This is a genomic window from Burkholderia sp. Bp9016, assembly GCF_003857765.1.
Lineage (GTDB): Bacteria > Pseudomonadota > Gammaproteobacteria > Burkholderiales > Burkholderiaceae > Burkholderia.
The window spans coordinates 29,664-49,488 of the sequence record NZ_QTPY01000018.1; the positions used below are offsets into that span (position 1 = coordinate 29,664).

19 protein-coding genes, 1 tRNA gene and 1 pseudogene are annotated in these 19,825 nt (G+C 59.2%); 8 read left to right on the forward strand and 13 right to left on the reverse strand.

Annotation, left to right across the window (positions count from 1 at the left end; genetic code table 11):
- Positions 1-10 precede the first annotated feature (10 nt).
- The gene (locus DIE13_RS21730) at positions 11-502 is read right to left on the reverse strand and encodes a GNAT family N-acetyltransferase (RefSeq protein WP_124829158.1); all 492 of its coding nucleotides are present in this window, start codon (positions 500-502) and stop codon (positions 11-13) included.
- 126 nt (positions 503-628) lie between these two features.
- The gene (locus tag DIE13_RS21735; RefSeq protein ID WP_124829160.1) at positions 629-1,495 is read right to left on the reverse strand and encodes a pirin family protein; all 867 of its coding nucleotides are present in this window, start codon (positions 1,493-1,495) and stop codon (positions 629-631) included.
- 110 nt (positions 1,496-1,605) lie between these two features.
- On the opposite strand from DIE13_RS21735, the gene DIE13_RS21740 reads away from it, so the two are divergent.
- Together DIE13_RS21740 and DIE13_RS21745 are read left to right on the forward strand one after the other, a co-directional pair.
- The gene (locus DIE13_RS21740; RefSeq protein WP_124829162.1) at positions 1,606-2,523 is read left to right on the forward strand and encodes a LysR family transcriptional regulator; all 918 of its coding nucleotides are present in this window, start codon (positions 1,606-1,608) and stop codon (positions 2,521-2,523) included.
- Between the two features lie 130 nt (positions 2,524-2,653).
- A complete protein-coding gene (locus DIE13_RS21745; RefSeq protein WP_124829163.1) occupies positions 2,654-3,160 on the forward strand; it encodes a GAF domain-containing protein in 507 nt (168 codons plus the stop codon).
- A gap of 110 nt (positions 3,161-3,270) precedes the next feature.
- Here the strand turns inward: DIE13_RS21745 and map are convergent, their stop codons facing one another.
- The gene (gene map, locus DIE13_RS21750; RefSeq protein WP_124829165.1) at positions 3,271-4,086 is read right to left on the reverse strand and encodes a type I methionyl aminopeptidase; all 816 of its coding nucleotides are present in this window, start codon (positions 4,084-4,086) and stop codon (positions 3,271-3,273) included.
- Positions 4,086-4,322 carry a ParD-like family protein gene (locus DIE13_RS21755; RefSeq protein ID WP_124829167.1) on the reverse strand — a complete coding sequence of 79 codons (237 nt, stop codon included), beginning with the start codon at positions 4,320-4,322 and terminating at the stop codon, positions 4,086-4,088. Before DIE13_RS21755 ends, map begins: the two co-directional genes overlap by 1 nt.
- Before the next feature lie 124 nt (positions 4,323-4,446).
- Here DIE13_RS21755 and DIE13_RS21760 point away from each other — a divergent pair, with 124 nt between their 5' ends.
- Positions 4,447-5,070: a helix-turn-helix domain-containing protein gene (locus DIE13_RS21760; protein ID WP_124829169.1), complete on the forward strand. Its 624-nt coding sequence runs from the start codon at positions 4,447-4,449 to the stop codon at positions 5,068-5,070.
- A gap of 39 nt (positions 5,071-5,109) precedes the next feature.
- Positions 5,110-5,658, forward strand: coding sequence for a GNAT family N-acetyltransferase (locus DIE13_RS21765; RefSeq protein WP_124829171.1), 549 nt, complete (start codon positions 5,110-5,112; stop codon positions 5,656-5,658).
- 271 nt (positions 5,659-5,929) lie between these two features.
- On the opposite strand, the gene DIE13_RS32960 is transcribed toward DIE13_RS21765, so the two are convergent.
- A tRNA-Cys gene (locus DIE13_RS32960) sits at positions 5,930-6,038 on the reverse strand.
- 69 nt (positions 6,039-6,107) lie between these two features.
- Positions 6,108-6,734, reverse strand: a complete 627-nt coding sequence (locus DIE13_RS21770) for a hypothetical protein (RefSeq protein ID WP_260435126.1) — start codon at positions 6,732-6,734, stop codon at positions 6,108-6,110.
- Positions 6,735-7,077: 343 nt separating this feature from the next.
- Between DIE13_RS21770 and DIE13_RS21775 the strand changes: the two genes are divergently transcribed.
- The 4 genes and pseudogenes from DIE13_RS21775 (at position 7,078) to DIE13_RS21790 (ending at position 11,307) form a co-directional block, all read left to right on the forward strand.
- Entirely contained in the window at positions 7,078-7,983 is a 906-nt protein-coding gene (locus DIE13_RS21775; RefSeq protein WP_185731211.1) for an NYN domain-containing protein, read from the forward strand.
- 667 nt (positions 7,984-8,650) lie between these two features.
- Complete coding sequence (locus tag DIE13_RS21780) at positions 8,651-9,478, forward strand: hypothetical protein (protein ID WP_124829177.1); 828 nt, start codon at positions 8,651-8,653, stop codon at positions 9,476-9,478.
- A gap of 101 nt (positions 9,479-9,579) precedes the next feature.
- Positions 9,580-9,906 (forward strand): annotated as a pseudogene (locus DIE13_RS21785) (DDE-type integrase/transposase/recombinase); the annotation flags it as partial.
- A gap of 708 nt (positions 9,907-10,614) precedes the next feature.
- Positions 10,615-11,307, forward strand: a complete 693-nt coding sequence (locus tag DIE13_RS21790; protein WP_124829179.1) for a hypothetical protein — start codon at positions 10,615-10,617, stop codon at positions 11,305-11,307.
- A 279-nt stretch (positions 11,308-11,586) separates the two neighbouring features.
- On the opposite strand, the gene DIE13_RS21795 is transcribed toward DIE13_RS21790, so the two are convergent.
- The 7 genes from DIE13_RS21795 to DIE13_RS21825 all read right to left on the reverse strand — a co-directional run bounded on the left by DIE13_RS21795 (position 11,587) and on the right by DIE13_RS21825 (position 19,791).
- Positions 11,587-12,111: a hypothetical protein gene (locus tag DIE13_RS21795; protein WP_260435105.1), complete on the reverse strand. Its 525-nt coding sequence runs from the start codon at positions 12,109-12,111 to the stop codon at positions 11,587-11,589.
- 113 nt (positions 12,112-12,224) lie between these two features.
- On the reverse strand, positions 12,225-12,800 hold the full coding sequence (locus tag DIE13_RS21800) for a glycoside hydrolase family 108 protein (RefSeq protein ID WP_124829183.1): 576 nt from the start codon (positions 12,798-12,800) through the stop codon (positions 12,225-12,227).
- 2 nt (positions 12,801-12,802) lie between these two features.
- Positions 12,803-13,087, reverse strand: coding sequence for a phage holin family protein (locus DIE13_RS21805; protein ID WP_124829185.1), 285 nt, complete (start codon positions 13,085-13,087; stop codon positions 12,803-12,805).
- 83 nt (positions 13,088-13,170) lie between these two features.
- Positions 13,171-15,663, reverse strand: coding sequence for a tail fiber domain-containing protein (locus tag DIE13_RS21810; protein ID WP_124829187.1), 2,493 nt, complete (start codon positions 15,661-15,663; stop codon positions 13,171-13,173).
- Positions 15,664-15,729: 66 nt separating this feature from the next.
- Entirely contained in the window at positions 15,730-18,765 is a 3,036-nt protein-coding gene (locus tag DIE13_RS21815) for a host specificity factor TipJ family phage tail protein (RefSeq protein WP_185731212.1), read from the reverse strand.
- 91 nt (positions 18,766-18,856) lie between these two features.
- Positions 18,857-19,246, reverse strand: a complete 390-nt coding sequence (locus DIE13_RS21820) for an NlpC/P60 family protein (RefSeq protein WP_124829333.1) — start codon at positions 19,244-19,246, stop codon at positions 18,857-18,859.
- The gene (locus tag DIE13_RS21825; protein ID WP_124829191.1) at positions 19,246-19,791 is read right to left on the reverse strand and encodes a DUF1833 family protein; all 546 of its coding nucleotides are present in this window, start codon (positions 19,789-19,791) and stop codon (positions 19,246-19,248) included. The genes DIE13_RS21820 and DIE13_RS21825 overlap by 1 nt, the downstream gene beginning before the upstream one ends.
- Positions 19,792-19,825: the final 34 nt, after the last annotated feature.

Sequence of the window (19,825 nt, forward strand, 5' to 3'; positions counted from 1 at the left end):
GCGCGGCGCGTCAGACTCGCGCGCTGGTCATCCACACGTGCGGAATGCCGTCCTCGTCGTGCACGTCCGAGTTCGGCGCAAAGCCGAATGCCCCGTAGAAACGCTGCAAATGGGCCTGCGCATGCAGGCTCACTTGCGTATCCGGCCATTGCGCACGGATGTGCTCGAGCGCGCGCGACAGCAGCGCGTTGCCGAGGCCCGCACCGCGAAACGGCGCGGTCGTCAGCACGCGGCCGATCCGTACGTCGGTGTTCTGCGCATCCGGCACCAGCACGCGCAGGTAGCAGGCAACGCGCCCTTGCGCATCGTACGCAGCCAGATGCCACGCAGCCTGGTCCGCATCGTCGATGTCGCGATACACGCAGTTCTGCTCGACGACGAACACGGCGCTGCGCGCGTCGAGGATCGAATAGACTTCGCGCGCCGTCAGCGCGTCGAAGGATTTCCAGCGCCAGTCGAGATCGATGGCGCGCGGGGATGCGGCAGGTGCGGAAGCGTTCATGGTCGGTCCAGATTCGGGCGCGCCGGCCGGCGCGCGAACAACTCTCGATTATGCCTCGAAGCGCACTCGGCACACGACCGCCGCTTTCATGCATGAAAAGGCCCCGCATTGCGCGGGGCCTGCCCGTCATGCCGGCATCTGGCCGAAGCGACCGCTGTTGAAATCGTCGATTGCGGTCCGGATTTCCTCTTGCGAGTTCATCACGAACGGCCCGTAACCGACGACCGGTTCATCGATCGGCTCGCCGCTCAGGATCAGCAGCTTGGCGTCGCCGTTCGCTTCGAGCTCGACGTCGCGGCCGTCACGGCTCAGTTGCACGAACTGCGCTTCGCGGGCGACCGTCTCGCCGTTCACCAGCAACGTGCCGCTCAGCACGACCACCGCGAGCGTACGCCCTTCAGCGATCGGGAACCGCACGCGACCGCCTGCTGCAAGCCGCACGTCCCACACGTCGATCGGCGTATGCGTGCGAGCCGGCCCGCGCCGCCCCTCGAATTCGCCCGCGATGATCCGCGCGCGACCCGCGCCGTCCGGCAGTTCGACCACAGGAATGTCGGCGTCCAGAATCGTCTGATAGCCGGGCGCATTCATCTTGTCGGCGGCGGGCAGGTTCACCCACAACTGCACCATCTCGAGCGGACCGCCCTGCTTCGTGAACGCTTCGGAGTGGAATTCCTCGTGCAGGATCCCGCTCCCGGCCGTCATCCATTGCACGTCGCCCGGGCCGATCGTGCCGCCCGCGCCGGTCGAGTCGCGGTGTGCGACTTCGCCGTCATAGACGATCGTCACCGTTTCGAAGCCGCGGTGCGGGTGCTGGCCCACCCCGCGCGGTGCCGAAGCCGGCTCGAAGCTCGCCGGACCCGCATAGTCGAGCAGCAGGAACGGGCTCAGGTGCGCACCGTGAGACTGATAGCTGAACATCGAACGCACCGGGAAACCGTCACCGACCCAATGGCCGCGCGGCGCACTGTAGACACCCTGGATCTTCTTCATTTGCCTTCTCCGAATTGCGGCGAAACACGTGTTTCGCATCCTAAGTAGGAATATAGAGATGGAACGATCGATCCGGTAGACTGACAAAATCGCACTCAGCGTTCTATTTCATGAACGATAACGACCGGGATCTGAACGATCTTTATTACTTCGTGCAAGTCGTCGAGCACGGCGGCTTCGCGCCGGCCGGACGTGCGCTGAACATGCCGAAATCGAAACTGAGCCGCCGTATCGCGCTGCTCGAGGCGCGGCTCGGGATGCGGCTGATCCAGCGTTCCACGCGCCGCTTCACGGTCACCGACGTCGGCCAGACCTACTACGCGCATTGTCGCGCGATGCTCGTCGAGGCGGATGCCGCCGACGAAGCCATCGCGCTGCTGCACGAGGAGCCGCGCGGCATCGTCCGCGTCAGTTGCCCGGTCGTGCTGCTCGACTCCCTGGTCGGCACGATGATCGCCGCGTTCATGGTCGCGTGCCCGCGCGTCGAAATTCATCTGGAGGCGACCAACCGGCGCGTCGACGTGGTCGGCGAAGGGATCGACGTCGTGATCCGCGTGCGCCCGCCACCGCTGGAGGACAGCGATCTCGCGCTGCGCGTGCTGGCCGAGCGCGGCCAGTGCCTTGTCGCAAGCCCCGCATTGCTGCGCGAACACGGCGTGCCCGCCGTGCCCGCCGATCTCACTCGCCTGCCCAGCCTCGATCACGGCGTGCCGCAAGCCTCGCACGTATGGCGGCTGCGCGGCCCCGACGGCGCACAGGCCGAAATCCACCACCAGCCGCGCCTCGTGACGGGCGGCATGCTCGCACTGCGCGCGGCCGCCATTGCAGGCGTGGGCGTCGTGCAGTTGCCGACGATGATGGTGCGCGACGAAGTCGCGCGCGGCGAACTGGCGACCGTGCTGCCCGACTGGGCGCCGCGCCGCGAGATCGTGCACGCGGTGTTCGCGTCGCGGCGCGGACTGCTGCCCGCGGTGCGCGCGCTACTTGATTTCCTGGCTGAGCGGTTCGCCGAACTCGAACCCGATTGACAGGCTTCGCGCCGGTCTGCGCCGCGGTTTCTGCCGCACGATGGCGCACCGGACACTGCAGACGAGCCGTGCGTACCGTAGACTGCGGAACGCGCATCGCGCTTTTCACAACCCTTATTGCATTCCCGCCATGTTCACGCTGTCCAACGACCCTCACGCCTCCAAGGCCGAACTCTATGCGACGCTCGTCGAGCAGGCTCGCGCGCTCGTCGAATCGGAACGCGATCTGACCGCAAACGCCGCGAACTTCTCCGCGCTCGTCTATCACTCGCTCGATCGCCTGAACTGGGCCGGCTTCTATTTCTTCGACGGGACGGAGCTCGTGGTCGGGCCGTTCCAGGGCAAGCCAGCGTGCGTGCGGATCGCGCTCGGCAAAGGCGTGTGCGGCACGGCAGCGCAGACCCGCGAAACGCAAGTCGTGCGCGACGTGCATGCATTCCCGGGCCATATCGCATGCGACGCCGCGTCGGAATCGGAAATCGTCGTGCCGCTGGTCGCGGCCGACGGCACGCTGATCGGCGTGTGGGACGTCGACAGCCCCGTCGCCGCGCGTTTCGACGATGAGGACCGCAACGGGATGGAAGCGCTGTGCCGCGTGTTCGTCGAACACGCATGGGGCAAGGCGCGCCGTCAATAAACGTTACGCTGCCGATCGCGACTGTCCGCGCGGAAGGCGCCGCGCGACCGCACATGCAGAAGGGCCCCGTTCGGGGCCTTTTTCGTTGCACCGCCGCTTCACGCGGCCTGCTACGCGTCTCGGGCTGCGTGCGTGCCGGAAAACGCCTCGGACGCTTGCGGCGTCACGTCATCCGTCAACACCTCGAAGCCCTGCTCCGTCACCACGACCATGTGCTCCCATTGCGCGGACAGCGAATGGTCCTTCGTGACGACCGTCCAGCCGTCGGCCAGCACGCGCGTATCGCGCTTGCCCGCATTCAGCATCGGCTCGATCGTGAAGATCATCCCCGGCCGCAGCGGCACGCCGGTGCCCGGGCGGCCGTAGTGCAGCACCTGCGGCTCGTCATGGTACACGTCGCCGATCCCGTGGCCGCAGTACTCGCGGACCACGCTGAACCCTTCGCGATGCGCGACCTGCTGGATCGCGTAGCCGACGTCGCCGAGCGTCGCGCCCGGACGAACCGCGCGAATCCCCGCATGCATCGCCTCATAGGTCGCCGCGACGAGGCGCCGCGCGAGTTCGCCCGGCTCGCCGACGAAGTACATACGGCTCGTATCGCCAAACCAGCCGTCCTTGATCACCGCGATATCGAGGTTCACGATGTCGCCGTCGCGCAGCGGCCGCGACGACGGGATGCCGTGACAGACCACATGGTTGACCGACGTGCAGAGCGTCTTCGGGTAGCCGTGGTAGCCGATGTTCGCGGGAATCGCACCGAGCTCATCGATGATGTATTCGCGGCAGAGTACGTCCAGGTCGTCGGTGGTGACGCCCGGCTTCACGTGCTCGGTGATCATCGTCAGCACCTGGGACGCGAGCTTTGCAGCCTCGCGCGATTTGGCGATTTCCGCAGCGCCGCGGATCGGAATTTCGCGCTTCGCCATTACGCCACCTGCTCGATGCCGTGTACCACCGACTCCGTCGGCCCAGTATCGCCACCGCGAGTTTCGGCCTCGATCAGCATCCGGCAGATGTCGCCGTAAGACAACGACGGATTGAGTTCCGACATCATCCCGACCCGCAGCCAGTGCTCCGCCTGCGCGTTGATCGAGCGGCTCAACGCCGTGCTGGTCGAGCGCAGCCGCTCGTGCATGTGCTCGGATATCTTGATGATTCCCATATATCCCTAATTAAACGAACTGTAGTCGTTTCATATATTACGCTCGACATAACCGCCGGGCAAGCGTCCAGCCACGATGAATCCCGTTGACATCGAATTCCAGCTTGCTGGAAAATAATCCATCATGCGAGAAACGACTGCCTCCACAGCCGACGATACCGGCATCAACGAACGCATCGGCCGCCGCGTGCGCGACCTGCGCACCCTGAGAGGCTACACGCTCGATGCACTCGCCGCGCGCTCCGGCGTCAGTCGTTCGATGATCTCGCTCATCGAGCGCGCGTCGGCCAGCCCGACGGCCGTCGTGCTCGACAAGCTCGCGGCAGGCCTCGGCGTGTCATTGGCCGGACTGTTCGGCGGCGATCGCGACGATACGCCCGCGCAACCGCTGGTGCGGTATGCACAGCAAACGGAATGGCGCGATCCGGCGTCCGGTTATATCCGGCGCAATGTGTCGCCGCCCGGCTGGCCGTCGCCGATTCAACTCGTCGAGGTCGATTTCCCGGCTGGCGCACGCGTCGCATACGACAGCGGCAGACGCGAAAGCGCATTGCATCAACAGGTATGGGTCGTCCACGGGCGCGTCGACGTCACGTTCGGCGACCAGCTTCACGAACTTCACGAAGGCGACTGTCTGGCCATGCGGCTCGATCAGCCGCTGATTTTCAGCAACCCGTCGTCGCAGGCCGCGCGTTATGTCGTTGCGATCTGCGATGTATCCGCCGCCACCGGCGCGCGAAATGTGTAATCCACCATTCGTTGACAGCCGACAGGCCCAGGAGCCCGTATGAATTCCCCGAAACCGCGCGACGACGTGCGCCTGATCGATTGCAGCGAGGCCGAGCATGCAGCCGCCATCCTCGAGATCCTCAACGAGGCGATCGTGAACTCGACCGCGCTGTACGACTACCGGCCGCGCCCGCCGGAAGCCATGGCCACGTGGTTCGCAACGAAGCGGGCAGGCGGTTTTCCGGTCGTGGGCGCTGTGGATGAAGCGGGCACGCTGGTCGGCTTCGCGAGCTGGGGCACGTTCCGCGCGTTCCCCGCGTTCAAGTACACGGTCGAACACAGCGTCTACGTGCATCGCGACCATCGCGGGCGCGGGCTCGGCGAGTTTCTGCTGCGCGAGTTGATCCGGCGTGCGCGCGAAGCCGGCGTGCACGTGCTGGTCGGATGCATCGACGCGACCAACGGCGGCAGTGTCGCGCTGCATACGCGGCTCGGTTTCGCGCACTCGGGCACGATCGCCGAAGCGGGTTTCAAGTTCGGCCGCTGGCTCGATGCGGCGTTTTATCAGCTCAGGCTCGAAACGCCGGCGCAACCGGTGGATGGTTGATCGGCAAGGTCACGACGACGCGGGCGGTACGGCTGCTCCGCACCGCTGTCAGCACTCCGCCCGCAGCGACAACGTGCCATCAATCGAGCCCATCGCAGCGCATTGTTGCATCGCCGCCAGGCGCCAGTATCTACTTGTGATTTACAACGACGACGGCAATAGCACATCGAAGTGCGAGCGGGTGCCGTTGCCGCATCCGAAGGAATAGATGCACTTGTAGAAGCGCAGAAAAAAGAAAAGCCCCGCCGAAGCGGGGCTTTTCTTTTCTTGCTGGAGGCGCGAGCCGGAGTCGAACCGGCCTAAACGGCTTTGCAGGCCGTCAACTATCCTTAGTATTCAATGAACTATATCCATTAACCACCCACATCAACCGCCCTGCCAACCCTACGAGCGACACGACAATCGCACTTCACACAATCGAGCAAGCCATTTGTCCAAGGACGTGGCACTCAAACTTTGATCGGACCGAACATTCCAGTATAGATCAATGCCTCCCAAACTTTTTTGAGCGCCTGACCGGCTTCTTGATTAATAAATAACGACGACCTGCTGCCATACGGACGCCCCAAAAAGTAAGGGCGCATCGATTCCCATGTTTCCGCAACTTGCGCTCGCCAAACACACGGAAGCTCTTTTTCCAGAAGCAGCGGCATCGCGACGCTCAGCGGAATTGTACGGTCTGGATTCAATGGCTCCGCCCATTCACACTCGACAAGTATCGGAGTACAGCTCGGGTTATAGAGCTTGACATCAAGTCGTTCGGCTGAGATGCGCGCTGCCGGATGATACGGAAGTGCATTCACCGAATCCAGCACCGTTTGGCCATCGTCATATGGACACGTAATGAACCCATTTGCGAAATACCGAGTGTGGTCGAGTCCGCGGTATCCGCACTCTTCGTTAGGGTGCATGACCGGATAGGTATCGTCTTTGTAGTTTCGAACCAGTGGATGCCAACTTGGATAACCATCAACAGCCGGCCCAAGCCTATCGGAAATTTCCAGCAGCGCCTCTCGGCTCCGCGCCCGTTCACTCTCGCCCAAGTGTTGAGCACGTGGAACCAAATAGTCCAACACACTTGCCAGCCCCACCCGTGCCGCTTCGTCTGCCCGGAAAGCCATAGTCGGCCCCTCATAGTCATCAACATGCGCATACTACCAATTCATCACGCATAAAACAATAGTTTTATGCGTAACACACACATACCACGCACATGTCGGCAAACTCTCACAAAAGGCATAGGGGTGTTGCACAGCGACATCCCCAAATTCTTCGGTGCGCTTCGCTCGACAAGGCTTGCAATTCTGGCAACTGGCCATATACTTGCGAGACCGTCTCTCTACCACTTACGTTAGGGACGGTTACACAGCAGGCCCTCACTACTCCGTAGTGAGGGCCTTTACATTTACGGGGACAGACTTGGATCGGGTTGCAGTATTTGTTGATGCTGGACACGTGTTTGCCGGCGGCTCGGCCTCCATCAGCGGTAGCGCAAAGAAGCGCCACGAAATAACCCTGAACGTGCCAGCAATCTTTGCGCTCTTGGAGGAAAAGGCTTGCGCCCTCAGCGACTTACCGTTACTCAGAATTTACTGGTATGACGGGCTCGTGAACGGCCGACAGTCGACAGACCAACAAAGCTTGGCTTCGACCGACAATATCAAACTGCGCCTGGGAATCGTGAACGCCGTCGGCGAGCAGAAAGGGGTTGACGCCAGAATCGTTACCGACCTAGCCGATCTGGCCAGAAATTCGGCGATATGCGATGCCGTACTGGTAGGGGGCGACGAGGACCTGCGTATTGGCGTTGAGCTCGCTCAAGAACGCGGTGTGCGCGTTCACCTGTTGACGGTCGAAGGCACGAATGTCTCGAATTTGCTTCGTCAAGAGTCCGACACAAACACGCAAATCACACGGAAGGAAGTCTCAACATTCCTCACAATTAATCCGGCCGCGCCACCTCAACCGGCAAAAGCGCCTGCACAGGCGGCCCCTCCTCAAACTGCGGCTAAATTTGCACAAGCCATGAAAGGGACCTGCGCCGTGCAGCCTACGACCGGGAATAGCCAACCCGCCAAACCACCAGAAAAGGTTTCCGAGAAGACTGTCGACTATCCCGCCGTTGTCGCGCAATATCTCGCGTCACTTACCGAACCGGAGAAAGCAGCTTTCGAGTCTGCAATGGCTTCTTCGAGCTCAAGCGTTCCCCGAGAGCACGACGGTAAGGTGCTGGCACAAGCGCGCGATTCGATTGGTCGGTCACTTACGTCCGAAGAGCTTCGATATCTTCGCGATGAGGTGCGAAAACAAACCGCGACGAAGTAGCCACGTCAGTTCACCGCATAGTTCAGGGGATGGAATGATAAGCGCAAGGCTTATCCAGCAAGAATTCCGCCCCTGCTGTAGCAAATTTGTAGCACGTAAAAAAGCCCGCTCGCAGAGGGCTTTTGTGCCTCTAAGCACCCGATCCCACCGTTTGGATGCACAGCAACTTGCATCGCCTAATGCTGCAACAACACCTTATCTGACCAGGCTCAACGTACAGCAGAAGAAGCAGGACGGAGGTCAGCCGCCCACGCCAGCCCCGGCCAATCAGTCGGCCAGCAGTACGGCCGCAGCGCTCCGGCAGACGGCGTAAGCTCCCAAGTACGCGAGCTGCCATACAGCCCGCTACGCGGCAACGCATGGCCAGTTTTATTTTGCCTGCGCACTCGCGCAACCAACGATAGCCGGCAGCACCTCGCACACGCCCCCTTGGAGCGCCATCGCGCTCGTCGAGCTTGCCTTGGTCGCCAATGCTTCAGCAACAGGCCTCGATCGACAAGATACTCAAGCGGCCGCACAATAGCTGACGCAACCGCAAGTTTCAATTCGCACCAGATGGATAGATCCGCCTGAGGGCCAATGGCGGTCTACCGGATAGACGGGGACCTACATTGCGCTTCAGATTAGATTTTCGGAATCACACCGGGGCGCAGTTGTGGACTTTGTTGTGTCAGGAACCAGCGCCTCCGCCGCGCAACTGTGCCAACCAGCCGTCTGGCCATGCGGGGCGACTGCCGTCACGGACATGGCAATTCGAAAGCACCTAAAGAGGATAAAATTTATTCCAGAAAAAACAAATCGATCCGAATCGAAAAAGAGTCGCAATCCACAATCGCAACCCGCAACTCAGAAACAGCAAAAAAATCAAGAATTTATCATGCGCTCTGTTTTTAAGCTTATAAAATTTAACATCTCCAGTTTGAGTTTTTTTGTTGCTGTTGTAGCCGCTGTTGGCACGGCATGGCAGGCAGAAATCGCGCGCGAGAGCCTACGTGCAACAGAGCAGGCATTTAAGACTGACGAAAGAGCATGGTTGGAAATCAAGTCCGCAGATCCTCAGCAACAGACACCTTCGGCGGCCTTCCCAAAGTTTTTCAAATACCAGATATATATCCAAAATGTTGGAAAAACCGTGGCACGGGACGTTGTGGCAAAGATCTATAACCCCGAAGGCGGGGATGACATTCTCGATAATCCGAAATCCATTGAGATAATGCAGAATACTTCAGATAGATTCCCGACAAACTCCTGGACACCAGGATCTATAGCCCCGAACATGGCGACAACCTTGCCTCTGATTACCGCTGGAAATGCACCTACATTATTTAACACCGGGCACTGGCGATACAGCTACATCATTGGAAGGATAGATTATATCGATGCCTTCAATATGCGACATTGGTTAAGATTTTGCTATTTCGTTTCTAACGATAGTGGTGAATTGAGATATTGCAAATCGGGAAATTACGAGGATACCAATTCGAAACTCAACTAATCAAAAAATAAAATAATGGTTTTACCACCGCCATCTGGCCCAGATACGGCGACTCTTTCTCACTGCGTTGCCAATGCTCCGGATGCTAGCGCGGCACTGACCGTCCCGGGCGCCACGGCAAAACGGCTTTGCAGACCGTCGAGCGTAGCAATCAGCGATGGTGCTCGGACGGCTTCGAGTTCGGCTGCGACAACAGGGAGCCGCTGCGCGTAACGTTCGCGCTGGATTGCTGCGACCGTGAGACGATGAACTGGGCAGCCACGACGGCAGGTCACAGCGGCAACATCGTGCGCGACGTAATGCTGGCTGCAGTGGAAAATCGGGTTGGCAACGAACTGCATACGCCGTCCGAAGTCGAGTGGCTACGCGACAACGGTTCGGGCAATACGGCCAACGATATGCGCTGGTTCGCAGCGGCCATCGGCCTGATGCATCAGATAGAATGCTAAGCAATTCGGCGCACCTAGGAAGTCAACACCGTTCGGAACTGAACCACGATGCTACGAGGATTTTTTTCGATATTGCTTGGCCTTGTCACTCGTCTCCGGGTAATTTGCATGAATAAAAAAATGATATTACCAACTACCCCCGACCTTTCCGATTATCCCGTATTGATTCAGGTCAGCCAATTTCCAATATTCAGATGCAACGCGCACGGAGTCCAACTCAATTGCGTTCATTGCCAAAATTTACTAGTGGAAGGCTATGAACCCAGGCGTTTGATCGCCCTTGATATCCAATGCTTCTCATGCGGCGGAATAACTAGGACACCGTCTTGGCCCAATGAAGAATCGCTTCCCATTCCAATCGTGACAGTCGGGCGAACCGGACGCTACAAGCTGGGGAGCACAGTCGACATGACGACTCGCCCTACAATATTCATATCAGAGCAAGAAATCGAACGAGTACGAGCCCTCACTGGTGCAATGCGGCGAGAACTGGCGCAAGGAAACCTTTCGTTGGATGATGATTCGCTTGACGCTACCGTGGAACAGCTCGACCTACTCACCGGACAGTCCTTCAGGCCCGCGATGGTGTCCGTTGAACGAGCAGTGCAAGCGGGAAACCATTACTTCCTCCAGTGCCCACCTGCGTGGGCTATCGTGCACTTAAGAAAGCGGTTGGAGGGGGGCGTAATGGGAAGTGTCGAAGACAGGCAAGCAATGGGCTATCTGAGTTTTGTTCGTCACTTTTGTGCTCGATGGGCGCATCACCCCCTCTTCCCCATCATCGGAAGATCGTTATGCAACGAATTCCACCATGCTATGACCATGCTGAGCTTCGCTAGTCACCTTGCTGATCACGGAACCGCAATTGGGATAACTGCTCCAGTTCAGGAAGGACAGTCACCCGATCTCTACATCAACGCCTCAGCCAACGATCGCTTATCAATCGAGGTTAAAGCGCCGAGAGCACTCTTTTGGCCGTCTTCGCCTCCATCAAAAGATGAAATCGAAAAGTGCGTCAGAAAGGAACTTAAGGCAGCACGCGATCAACTTACTGGATCGATTGGTGGGATTGTTGTGATCGGGGGGAGTCATTCTGACCCAGCCGTCGGTGTGATTTTTGCTGAGTGCATTGAAGAAATCACGAAAGGTAATCGACACGTTTCATCACGCATTGCAGCAGTCGCTGGCGTTTTTAACACAAATACCCTCGTTGCCGGGCCAACGCCAAATAGCCCGGTATTCAACCAGCATGTAGCCGTCACGGTCCATTTAAATCAAAAATTCACCGGCCCGAACCCGGTGGATCCAACGCCGAGGCCGCGACGCGAGGCTTACGAGGGATATGTGCGTCCGAAAACGATGGCACGGGAGCCTCAATGAGGCTAGAAGTGACCGTCGGGAAATGTCCATCGACGGGTCACCGTGGAACGACGCAGCAACGGTGAGCAAATCGTCCGATAACGCGCTCACGATGCCGCTCGTCGCCCCTAGGCAAATCCAAGGGATGGTGGGATTTGTCACTATCAAAGTCTTTCCTAATATTATTCGGCCTACCAATGGGAATCAGAGCCTCGGCTGATTCACTGGTATATCAGTGAGAAACCGACTGCATGAATGCAGCTACATCCACACGGTGGCTCCGTCCTTCTCCGGACCATGTCAGTTCGAAGACGGCGTGCCGGACGCTCCGGCCTGCTCAAGCGTGACGGTGCCCGGCGCCGTCGCAAATTCGGCCACCTTCGCGTTCGTTACGCTCGCCTCCTTCGTCATACCGAACCAATAACCGAGCACCTGCGACGACTCCCGCACGAAATACATCACCAATCCACCGGCAGTCGCAGCAATCACCGGATCCTTCAGCGTGCCGTCCGCGACGCCGAGCAGCACCAACAGCACGATTCCGATCGTCGCCGTGACGACGGCAATACTGAGCGTGGGTCGCATCCAGTCCCTCGGTTGCTGCGCCGCCAGCTTGCGTGCGCTGTCACGGTCGGCCGCTTCGGCCGCGTAGATCGACTGCTCGTACGCAAGTTGTGCCTGTTCGCGCTGCGCCGCGATTTGTGCGAGGTCTCGCTCGTGATCCAATTCCGCCTGCCGTAGCTTCGCGGCCGCCTCCGGATCGCTCGCGATCGCCGCCATGATGCAGTCCGGCGCCGGCTCCGTGCCGAGCGCCTTCGCGATCACGCCGGCGGCCAAACCAACGCCGGCTCCTACGATCGTGCCGACACCCGGCACCGCGCTACCGAGAATCGGCGCAAACTTCGAAACGGCCGCCGCCACATCACCCCACGTCGAGCTCATACGCGCACCCCATTCATTGCACGGTTGATTTGCCAGCCGTATTCGTAATCTTCGTTGGCCGGGCGATTCTCAGCGCTTTCGACATAGAACACCGAATGCATCGAGGCCACCATGAAAAACAGCACGTCGCGCCCTTGCTGGCCGCGCTGTCCGATATAAGCCTTCATCGCCCCGAGCGTGATGGTGCCGATGCCCCCGTCGACGGTCAGATCCGGGAAATCCTTGGCGCCGTGATTCAGCGTATTGAGTGCGCGCTGCAAGAACTTCACCCCGGTAGCCTGCCCCGCGTTGACGCCGATATCGAACAGTCGCTCAGCGAGTCGATCGTCGAGCGCGGCGACCTGGTCGAACTTGACTCCACTCCAGTAGCGCTGCGCGTAGATCGCGATCGCCGTGTCGCGCGTCAGCTGATTCATCGGCCCTGTATAGCCGAACGAGCGCGCGACGGCGGCCGTGATGCCCCACATCGTTCCCTCGAGCTTGCCGAGATACCAGTTCCCTTTGTCGTTCGGATCATTCGAGAACTTGCCTTCGCGCCCGATCAGCGCATCAATCTTGCCGTTCAAATCCATATTCACTTTCCTCCGAAAATATTTCGCGCCTTGCGCTTGAGCAGCACTTCGATGTACTGCGACCCGACGATGCCGAACGCGCTCCCAATACCAAGCAGCGCGAGCGGCGGCAAATCGGGAATCTGAAGCAGCACAACACCAGCCACCATCGACGTTGCCGATCCGAGCAACGCACGCCCGGCGATCACGCGAAACGTCAGTTGCTCGCTGCTGACAAGTAACTTTGCAACCCCGATCAATCCGCCCATGACGATCAGCTCCAGAAAGGTTTTTTCGTGTTCTTGCATCGCTTCCCCGGAAATAAAAAAAGCCGCGCAATGGCGGCTTGTGATTAATTACTGCGGCTTATGACTACGCGCAGCTGGTCTCGTCAAGGATTCGTTGTTTGCGGCGCACTTCCTCCCGGATTCTTGAGCGCCACGATTTCGGCCGTCAACTTCGCGACCTCTCGGCGCATATACGCTGCCTCCCAAACGGCACACTCTTCATAGCGAAGACCGAGACGTGTACCGGCAGGCCTGGTTACTTCCACTTCCATCTCCACCGTTTCCATTACAGGAATGCCGTAGGTGATGGGCTCAACCACAGTGGCTTTGTGGGAATTGCCGTCATCATCTGTCCGCGTGACTTCATACTCGCGGAACAAGGGCGTGCCGTTCTCATCCACGACTTGAACCATCTCCAGGGCATCAACTTCCTCTTCGATGGTTCGCTTCTTTTGGACCGGAACCCCGTCGACGACATCAACATAGACCTGCTCAGTCTGTTTGACGTCCCTCTTCTGGCGAGTGACAGACTGAACTTCCCTGACTACCTCGGTCACTTCATCCTGGCACCAGAAGCCATACCGGGATGCATCCAGCCCCCTTGCAGCAAAGGCCGCCTGGAAGTCCTGAGCCAGATAGCCTGCATGCAGGCGAGCATCTTCAGCAGACTTCAGGGCAATGGCGGAATTGAACTGATAGACCTTCTGGCTCACATCACCCCAAGCATCCAGCTCGTCGTCCGTGAATCCACCGTCACCCCGCAGGGTCTTCAAACGAGCATCTGAGGTGCTTACCGCACCTGAAGCACCGTAGATGGTTTTCCAGAGATACGTGGCGGAACCAAGATCCCAAACGTTACTGGTGGCTGGTCGAACCACCCCCTGGAAACGGGTATCGATGGCATTGATCGCCAAAGAGCCATTACCAAAAGCAGACGTGCCACCAGAGGCAATAATGGTTACGTCTCCACCATTGGATGGGTTTCCGCTGGTATTGAAACGAAAGCTCTTGCCCGAGGTTGAAGCAACTTCTCGCTGCCCAATCTCAACATCGCCGGTGTAATTCAGGCGATAGGATAGATTGCCTGTGGTGGCGTTGATGACCTGCATCACATAGCCAACCCCCTTGTACAGATAGCCCAGCTGAGTTGAGGGCGATTGAACGTATACACCGACTTGCTGCGAGTGTGACACGATACCGTAGTACCAGTTGCCATTTGCAACAAAAGCGGCCTGCGATTGGTACGTGCCGGGTACACCAGCAGCCTCCGTCGAAGACAGCACACCCCACATCCGATAGAGGGGATTATCGATGTCTGTCGAGGAATCACCCTTGTGGTTCCGAGCGGAGATTTCAATGCCAATACCCTGCGTGACGCTGCCATCTGCCTCGAGGTTCACGACAGCATTCATTGCCCACAACTTGTCAGTGCCGATGGTGAGGCCAATACCGTCGGCCGGCGTAACAGCAGCCGTACCGCCCTTCGCACGCCACTCCATCACGGACAGCGTCGAGCCATCGCTGGACCAACCATCGAGAATGCCGCAGCATCGAGTTGCATGACCGGTATAGATAACCATGCCGCGACGCAACCGCTTAACCGTATCGGAATCGAGTGCACCGATCGTTGCTGTGGTAGCCGTATAGGTAGCTGTCCCAGCATTGACGAGGTATTTGTACGAGTATGCGGCGGCAACGAGTCCTACGGCGTCACGCTGCGCATAGTCGGCCATCTGCTGGGTCGATGTGACACCGAGCACCGGCGGATTCCGATCGTTGCTCGAAGTGCCAACCGCAAAGTAGTGGCCAGTAGCCTGATCGAGCGTACCCAACGGAAAGCGCTTAGTTTTACGAAATCCATCGCGAATGATGGTCCCGTTGAGATTATCGATGTTGTCGAACTTCGCGCCCGGATCAACGATGTATACCGCTTCGCGCCCTTGAGTATCTACCAGATCAGGCAGCTTAAAATCCCCTGCGGGAACACGCAAAACGACCGTAATCGGATGCGGAATAGCGTTATACGGCGGCGGCACATTGTCGACACCAGGTGCGTTTTGTACCGCCGCAGAGAACATATCCGAATGGAGGCGTGGCCCAATAGGCCAGTCCGTCACGCTCTTGATTTCGGCTAACTTATCCTGAGCCGAACGCGTCGCCGCCCCGGTCAAGTTTTGTGCAAAGCCAACGCCCGACGCACCTGTCGAAGCTGCCAGATCGGCAGCCGAGACGCCCTGGATCAACCGAAATTTGTCCGCCTCGAATGTGCCGCTTGTCGTGAACGGCAGAGCGCTAGAGATCGGCGCGTAGGTCTGGCCGTTGTGCTCGACCGTCTGGTTTGCCGTGGTCAGCACAATTCCCGCTGCGTATGCGACGGGAACCTGATATCCCTGTGCCGCGGCAAGCGCCTGGATTTCGCCGATTGCCTGCGCACTGACGGCCTGCACCAGCGAGATTGCTCGCGCGGCCGTCGAGACCAAGCCGTTTTCCGTTTGAACCTGGCTCGACGGACCGGTTGCCGGGCCCTGCGTGATTTTGTGAAGGATCTCGCCATCGACAGGAAGCCGTGCAATGGCCTGAATGGGTGTAAGCGCCATGGTTTCGCCCAATAAAAAGGCCGCTCCGAAGAGCGGCCTTGTGTGCCTCAAAAGTTGCTTTGCCTTTTACGCCCCACCGCCACCGCCCGTATCGGGCGGATCCGTGAGCGACGTATCGATGAGCGTCGGTGTTGATTCCGAACCCCAATCGCCGACAGAAGTGATCGCGTATTGCAGATTGCCGGCGACGACCTTGCTGGTGTTCGTCCCTGCGTAGATGACGCTGCCGTCCTGTCGAACGACGTAGCTCGCGGTATGGATCGTTCCCGTCGACGCCCACGACAACGTACCGTTCGAGCCGGAACCGGGTACAAACGAAGCAGTCGGAGAATCCGGAGGCGTGCTGACGACGGTCAGGCTCGCGAAGTTGCCCAAGCCGGCGATGTTTCCGCCTGCGACACGAATATCAAACGACGGCGCGACCGCACCTGCCTGCCGTGCCTGCTCAAGCGACCACGTAAAATTCTGCGCCGTGATGTCGACTTCGTATTTCACGACACCGCCAACAACGACCTGCACGTGGAAATAATCAATCTCCGGCAAGCGCTGGATTTCGACTGACAACTGACTGCCCGTGAACGGTTCACGTAGCGACAATGCCGGTGGTGCCGGTGGATAGAAAAACTTCTCGACCGTTCCCGACCATTGCGTCCATGGTCCGGGCAGGCCGCTGGCGCCAAACGCTCGTACACGGAAGATCCAGTCGCCAATCGCGATCGGAGCCGTGAGCGAATTTGTGCGCGACGTCCCAAGCGGTTGCCAAGATTCCCCGTTATTCGCCGATCCTTGATACTCGTATGTCACCGCGCCGCGCGCACCACCTGCAGTGATCGCCACGGAGCCCGGCACGATCCGCCAATCAACATTAACCTGCACGATGATCGGCGCATGGATAATGCCTGGCAGCAACGAAGGCGATACCGGCGCCGGCGGATCCAGTTGCGTCTCCGCAAGATGCGGGCTATCGGCTGCGTTCACTGTCACGAGGTCTACCTGGTTGTTATCTCCCGGCGACGCTGAAATCAGGCGAACGTCCTGCATCGCTCGATCGATCGCTGGGCCGAATGCGAACGTCGTCGGTTCCGATGAAAAGCCGTCGCTGAAAAAAAATCCGGCCGGCAGCGGATCCATCAGCTCCATGCTCGTGCCCTCGGTATCGCCCGTCGGTTGCCGCACGCGAATCCCACCTGTCGGAGCACCGTTCGGCATTGAGAAATACACATAGTGCTGCGCGCCGACCGCCCACTCGAGTTGCTGATCAACGAGCACGATGCCGTTTTCCTCGCCATCAACCGTCCCTGAGATGCCCCAGCGCGGCAGATCGTGCGCCACACCGACCAGGTCACCATAACGCGGAATCAATCCTTCCAGCTCCGTCGAGAACGACACCTGCTTACGCTGATCCCGATTCGCATATGCCTTGTAGATGCCCTCGCGCCAAGCCTGCTGCCGATCAGTGACGCCAATCATCTTGACGCTCGCCGGGTTGGCGCCGGCTGACCCAGCAGGCACGCACATCACCGTCTGCCATGACCACGTGGTTGCATCGTAGTACTGCACCTCGACTGAGTCAGGCGTGTCGCTCGAATTGAACGAATACTGAATCTCCAGCGATGCCGGTAACATCCGATCCGGCGTGTACATGGCCGTCCGCACGGTTTTCGGTTCGTCGCGCACGATGCTCACGACATCGCCGAAGTACATAGGCATCGCCCGCCCGGCGGCACCAATCGTGGTCAGCGCATCCCAGAACGTACCTTTCGTGTCGAAGACGCCGTCGAAATTGTCCCCCCGCGCCTGCCATGTCGCATCCAGCTCGAGTAGCGTGTCGAGGTCGATCCGTCGGTCGGGCAAACCAACGCTGTAATCCGCGTTGCGGCAGGCATCCGCGAACGCCCAAGCAATGCGGCGAGTCGGCTGCTCCGCACTCCATGTCGTGCCGTCCCAGATCGGCAGCATGCGCGTGCCGACCACGTTCACGTCATGCGCCGAGTTGTTGTTCAGGTTATTCGTCGCCCGCATGCGCATGGCAAGCAGAGTGACGTTACCGTAATACCGCTCGCTAGGCAGATACGCACGCATGCCGACCCATTGAACCCGGTTTTGTGCCCGACTGTCGGTGTTCAGATTCGTCGTTCGACGCATGCGCACTTCGTAGCGCCCTGACGCGACGCCGTACCGATAACTCATCTGCTGCGGTTGCGACGTGGCCATCTTCAGCTCTCGCATATCGAGCCGGATCCAGTCCGAAGTCGCATTTCCTGCGTAATCGACTCGGCGAGCCTGAGCCTCAAACGTGAGCGCCAGTGATCCGAGAGAGCCATCGTCGTTCGCATAGAACAAACCCGACGGCAGCACGAGATCGAGGCCAATGAAGTTCGCGCTGCTGCCAGCCGGATTCGCGACGAACGGGCCAACCCAATCGCCGCTATCGTTCGGTGCCTGCAGCTCGATCCCGGCAACCTCCGAGCTGGTCACGACGTTGTCAGGAAACAGCGTGACAGGCTGATTTTGCCCGATGACCTCGTAGGTGATCTCGCTGAAGTTCTCGATCGGTGTGTCACCGATCAGGATCTGCTCGACTTGATACTTCCCTTGCGTGATGCAAAAGAGCTGATACAGATACTGCTCATTGCCGACGTATTCGGTATAGGGTTGCGATGCAAGGTCCGGCTTACTCTTCATGTGCCCGTAGATAACAGGGATCGCATCGAGCAAACGCGCCTGGTTGCCATTTGCCTGCAAGCCATATGTCGGGCTCGTCGTCGTCCCGGTAACAGCCGGATTCACCCTAGCCGGCGGCACGAGCGCGTTGACGAGCAGCGTTCCACCCAACATGATTCCGGCCGTTGCCAATCCGAATCCCCACGTGCCCGCCGTCAACGCTAAACCCCACTGCGCCCCGGGAATCGTAAGCGCTGCAGCCATCACCGCGATCTGCAAAATCATCGACAGCGGATTCGATCCTCCTCCGCCATGCGGAACCGGCATCCCCACCACGACAGCGCCGTGCGGGATCAGAAGATCCCATTCATGGCGCAGCCAGAAGTCGCCGCTGACGTTCACAATCAGGCGCGAGTGATCGATCGCAGCATCGCGCAACCATTCTCGAATCGATATTGGCTCATCAAGTGCAATGACCTGTCGACCTCGCATCGGACAGATTGGATCAGTCACACGAATAACAGTCGCTCTATAGGAACTCGTACCAGGTCGCACGCGCATACCCCGCCTCCCCCAAATACCGCTTCAACGTAAAGACGACGCCGACTCCCTCCGATGCATGGAGAACGCCACCGCCGTCGTTTCTTAAATACACACCGACGTGGGGCTGATCCCCGCCGCGCAGCAGCACCCCACACCCATGCAATGGTCTCGGCACGACTCGCCAGCGCCCCGCCGTAACCTGCTCGCGGTATAGATCTCGCATCGTATTGGGATCAACAGAGCGTTCCGGCAACACGAAACCGAAATGCTCGCGTTGCACCCATGCAAGCAACCCCCAACAATCGAACGCACCGGGACCGCATGCGCCCGCCACCCATGGCAGGCCGACATATCGGTTGATCTCGTCCGCCGTCATCACGAGCCCCTTACCAATCCCGGAAAAACGGCCGGCAAGTATGTCCGCCACGGGAACGCCTTGTTGTGGATGTCCGTCAGGTTTGCCGTCATCGTCACCTGCGTCAAAGTTGCTTTGGCCATCGACGCATAGAGCGTGATCGGCCTACCATCCCGGGGACCAGCTTCCGGACTCGCCGCGAGGAACCGGCGGAATGTGACCTCGACGTCCGCCGTCATTGTCACGGCGTTTTCCAGGTGTTCGACAACCTCGCCGCTTACGCCGTCGAGCGTGATCTGCAGTTCCGGGGCCTGCCCCTCCTGCATCGAAGGCAACTTGAAGTTGAACGCCATCGCTTCGAATCGAACCATTTGAGCCGCATCGAGCGGTGCATCGGATTCAAGTCGCGCCACGAGCGAATCGTGACCAGCCACGACACGGATTGCAGTCGGATTGCCGGCGTCATCGATGAACGATGGATGTCGTAGTTCCAACGTGTTCAGAACGAAATCATCCTGAGGATTGCTTGCATAGACTTCCGCAAGCGCTTCGTCGATTGTCGCCATGATTTTCAAATAAAAAGCCCGCCGGGCATCGCTG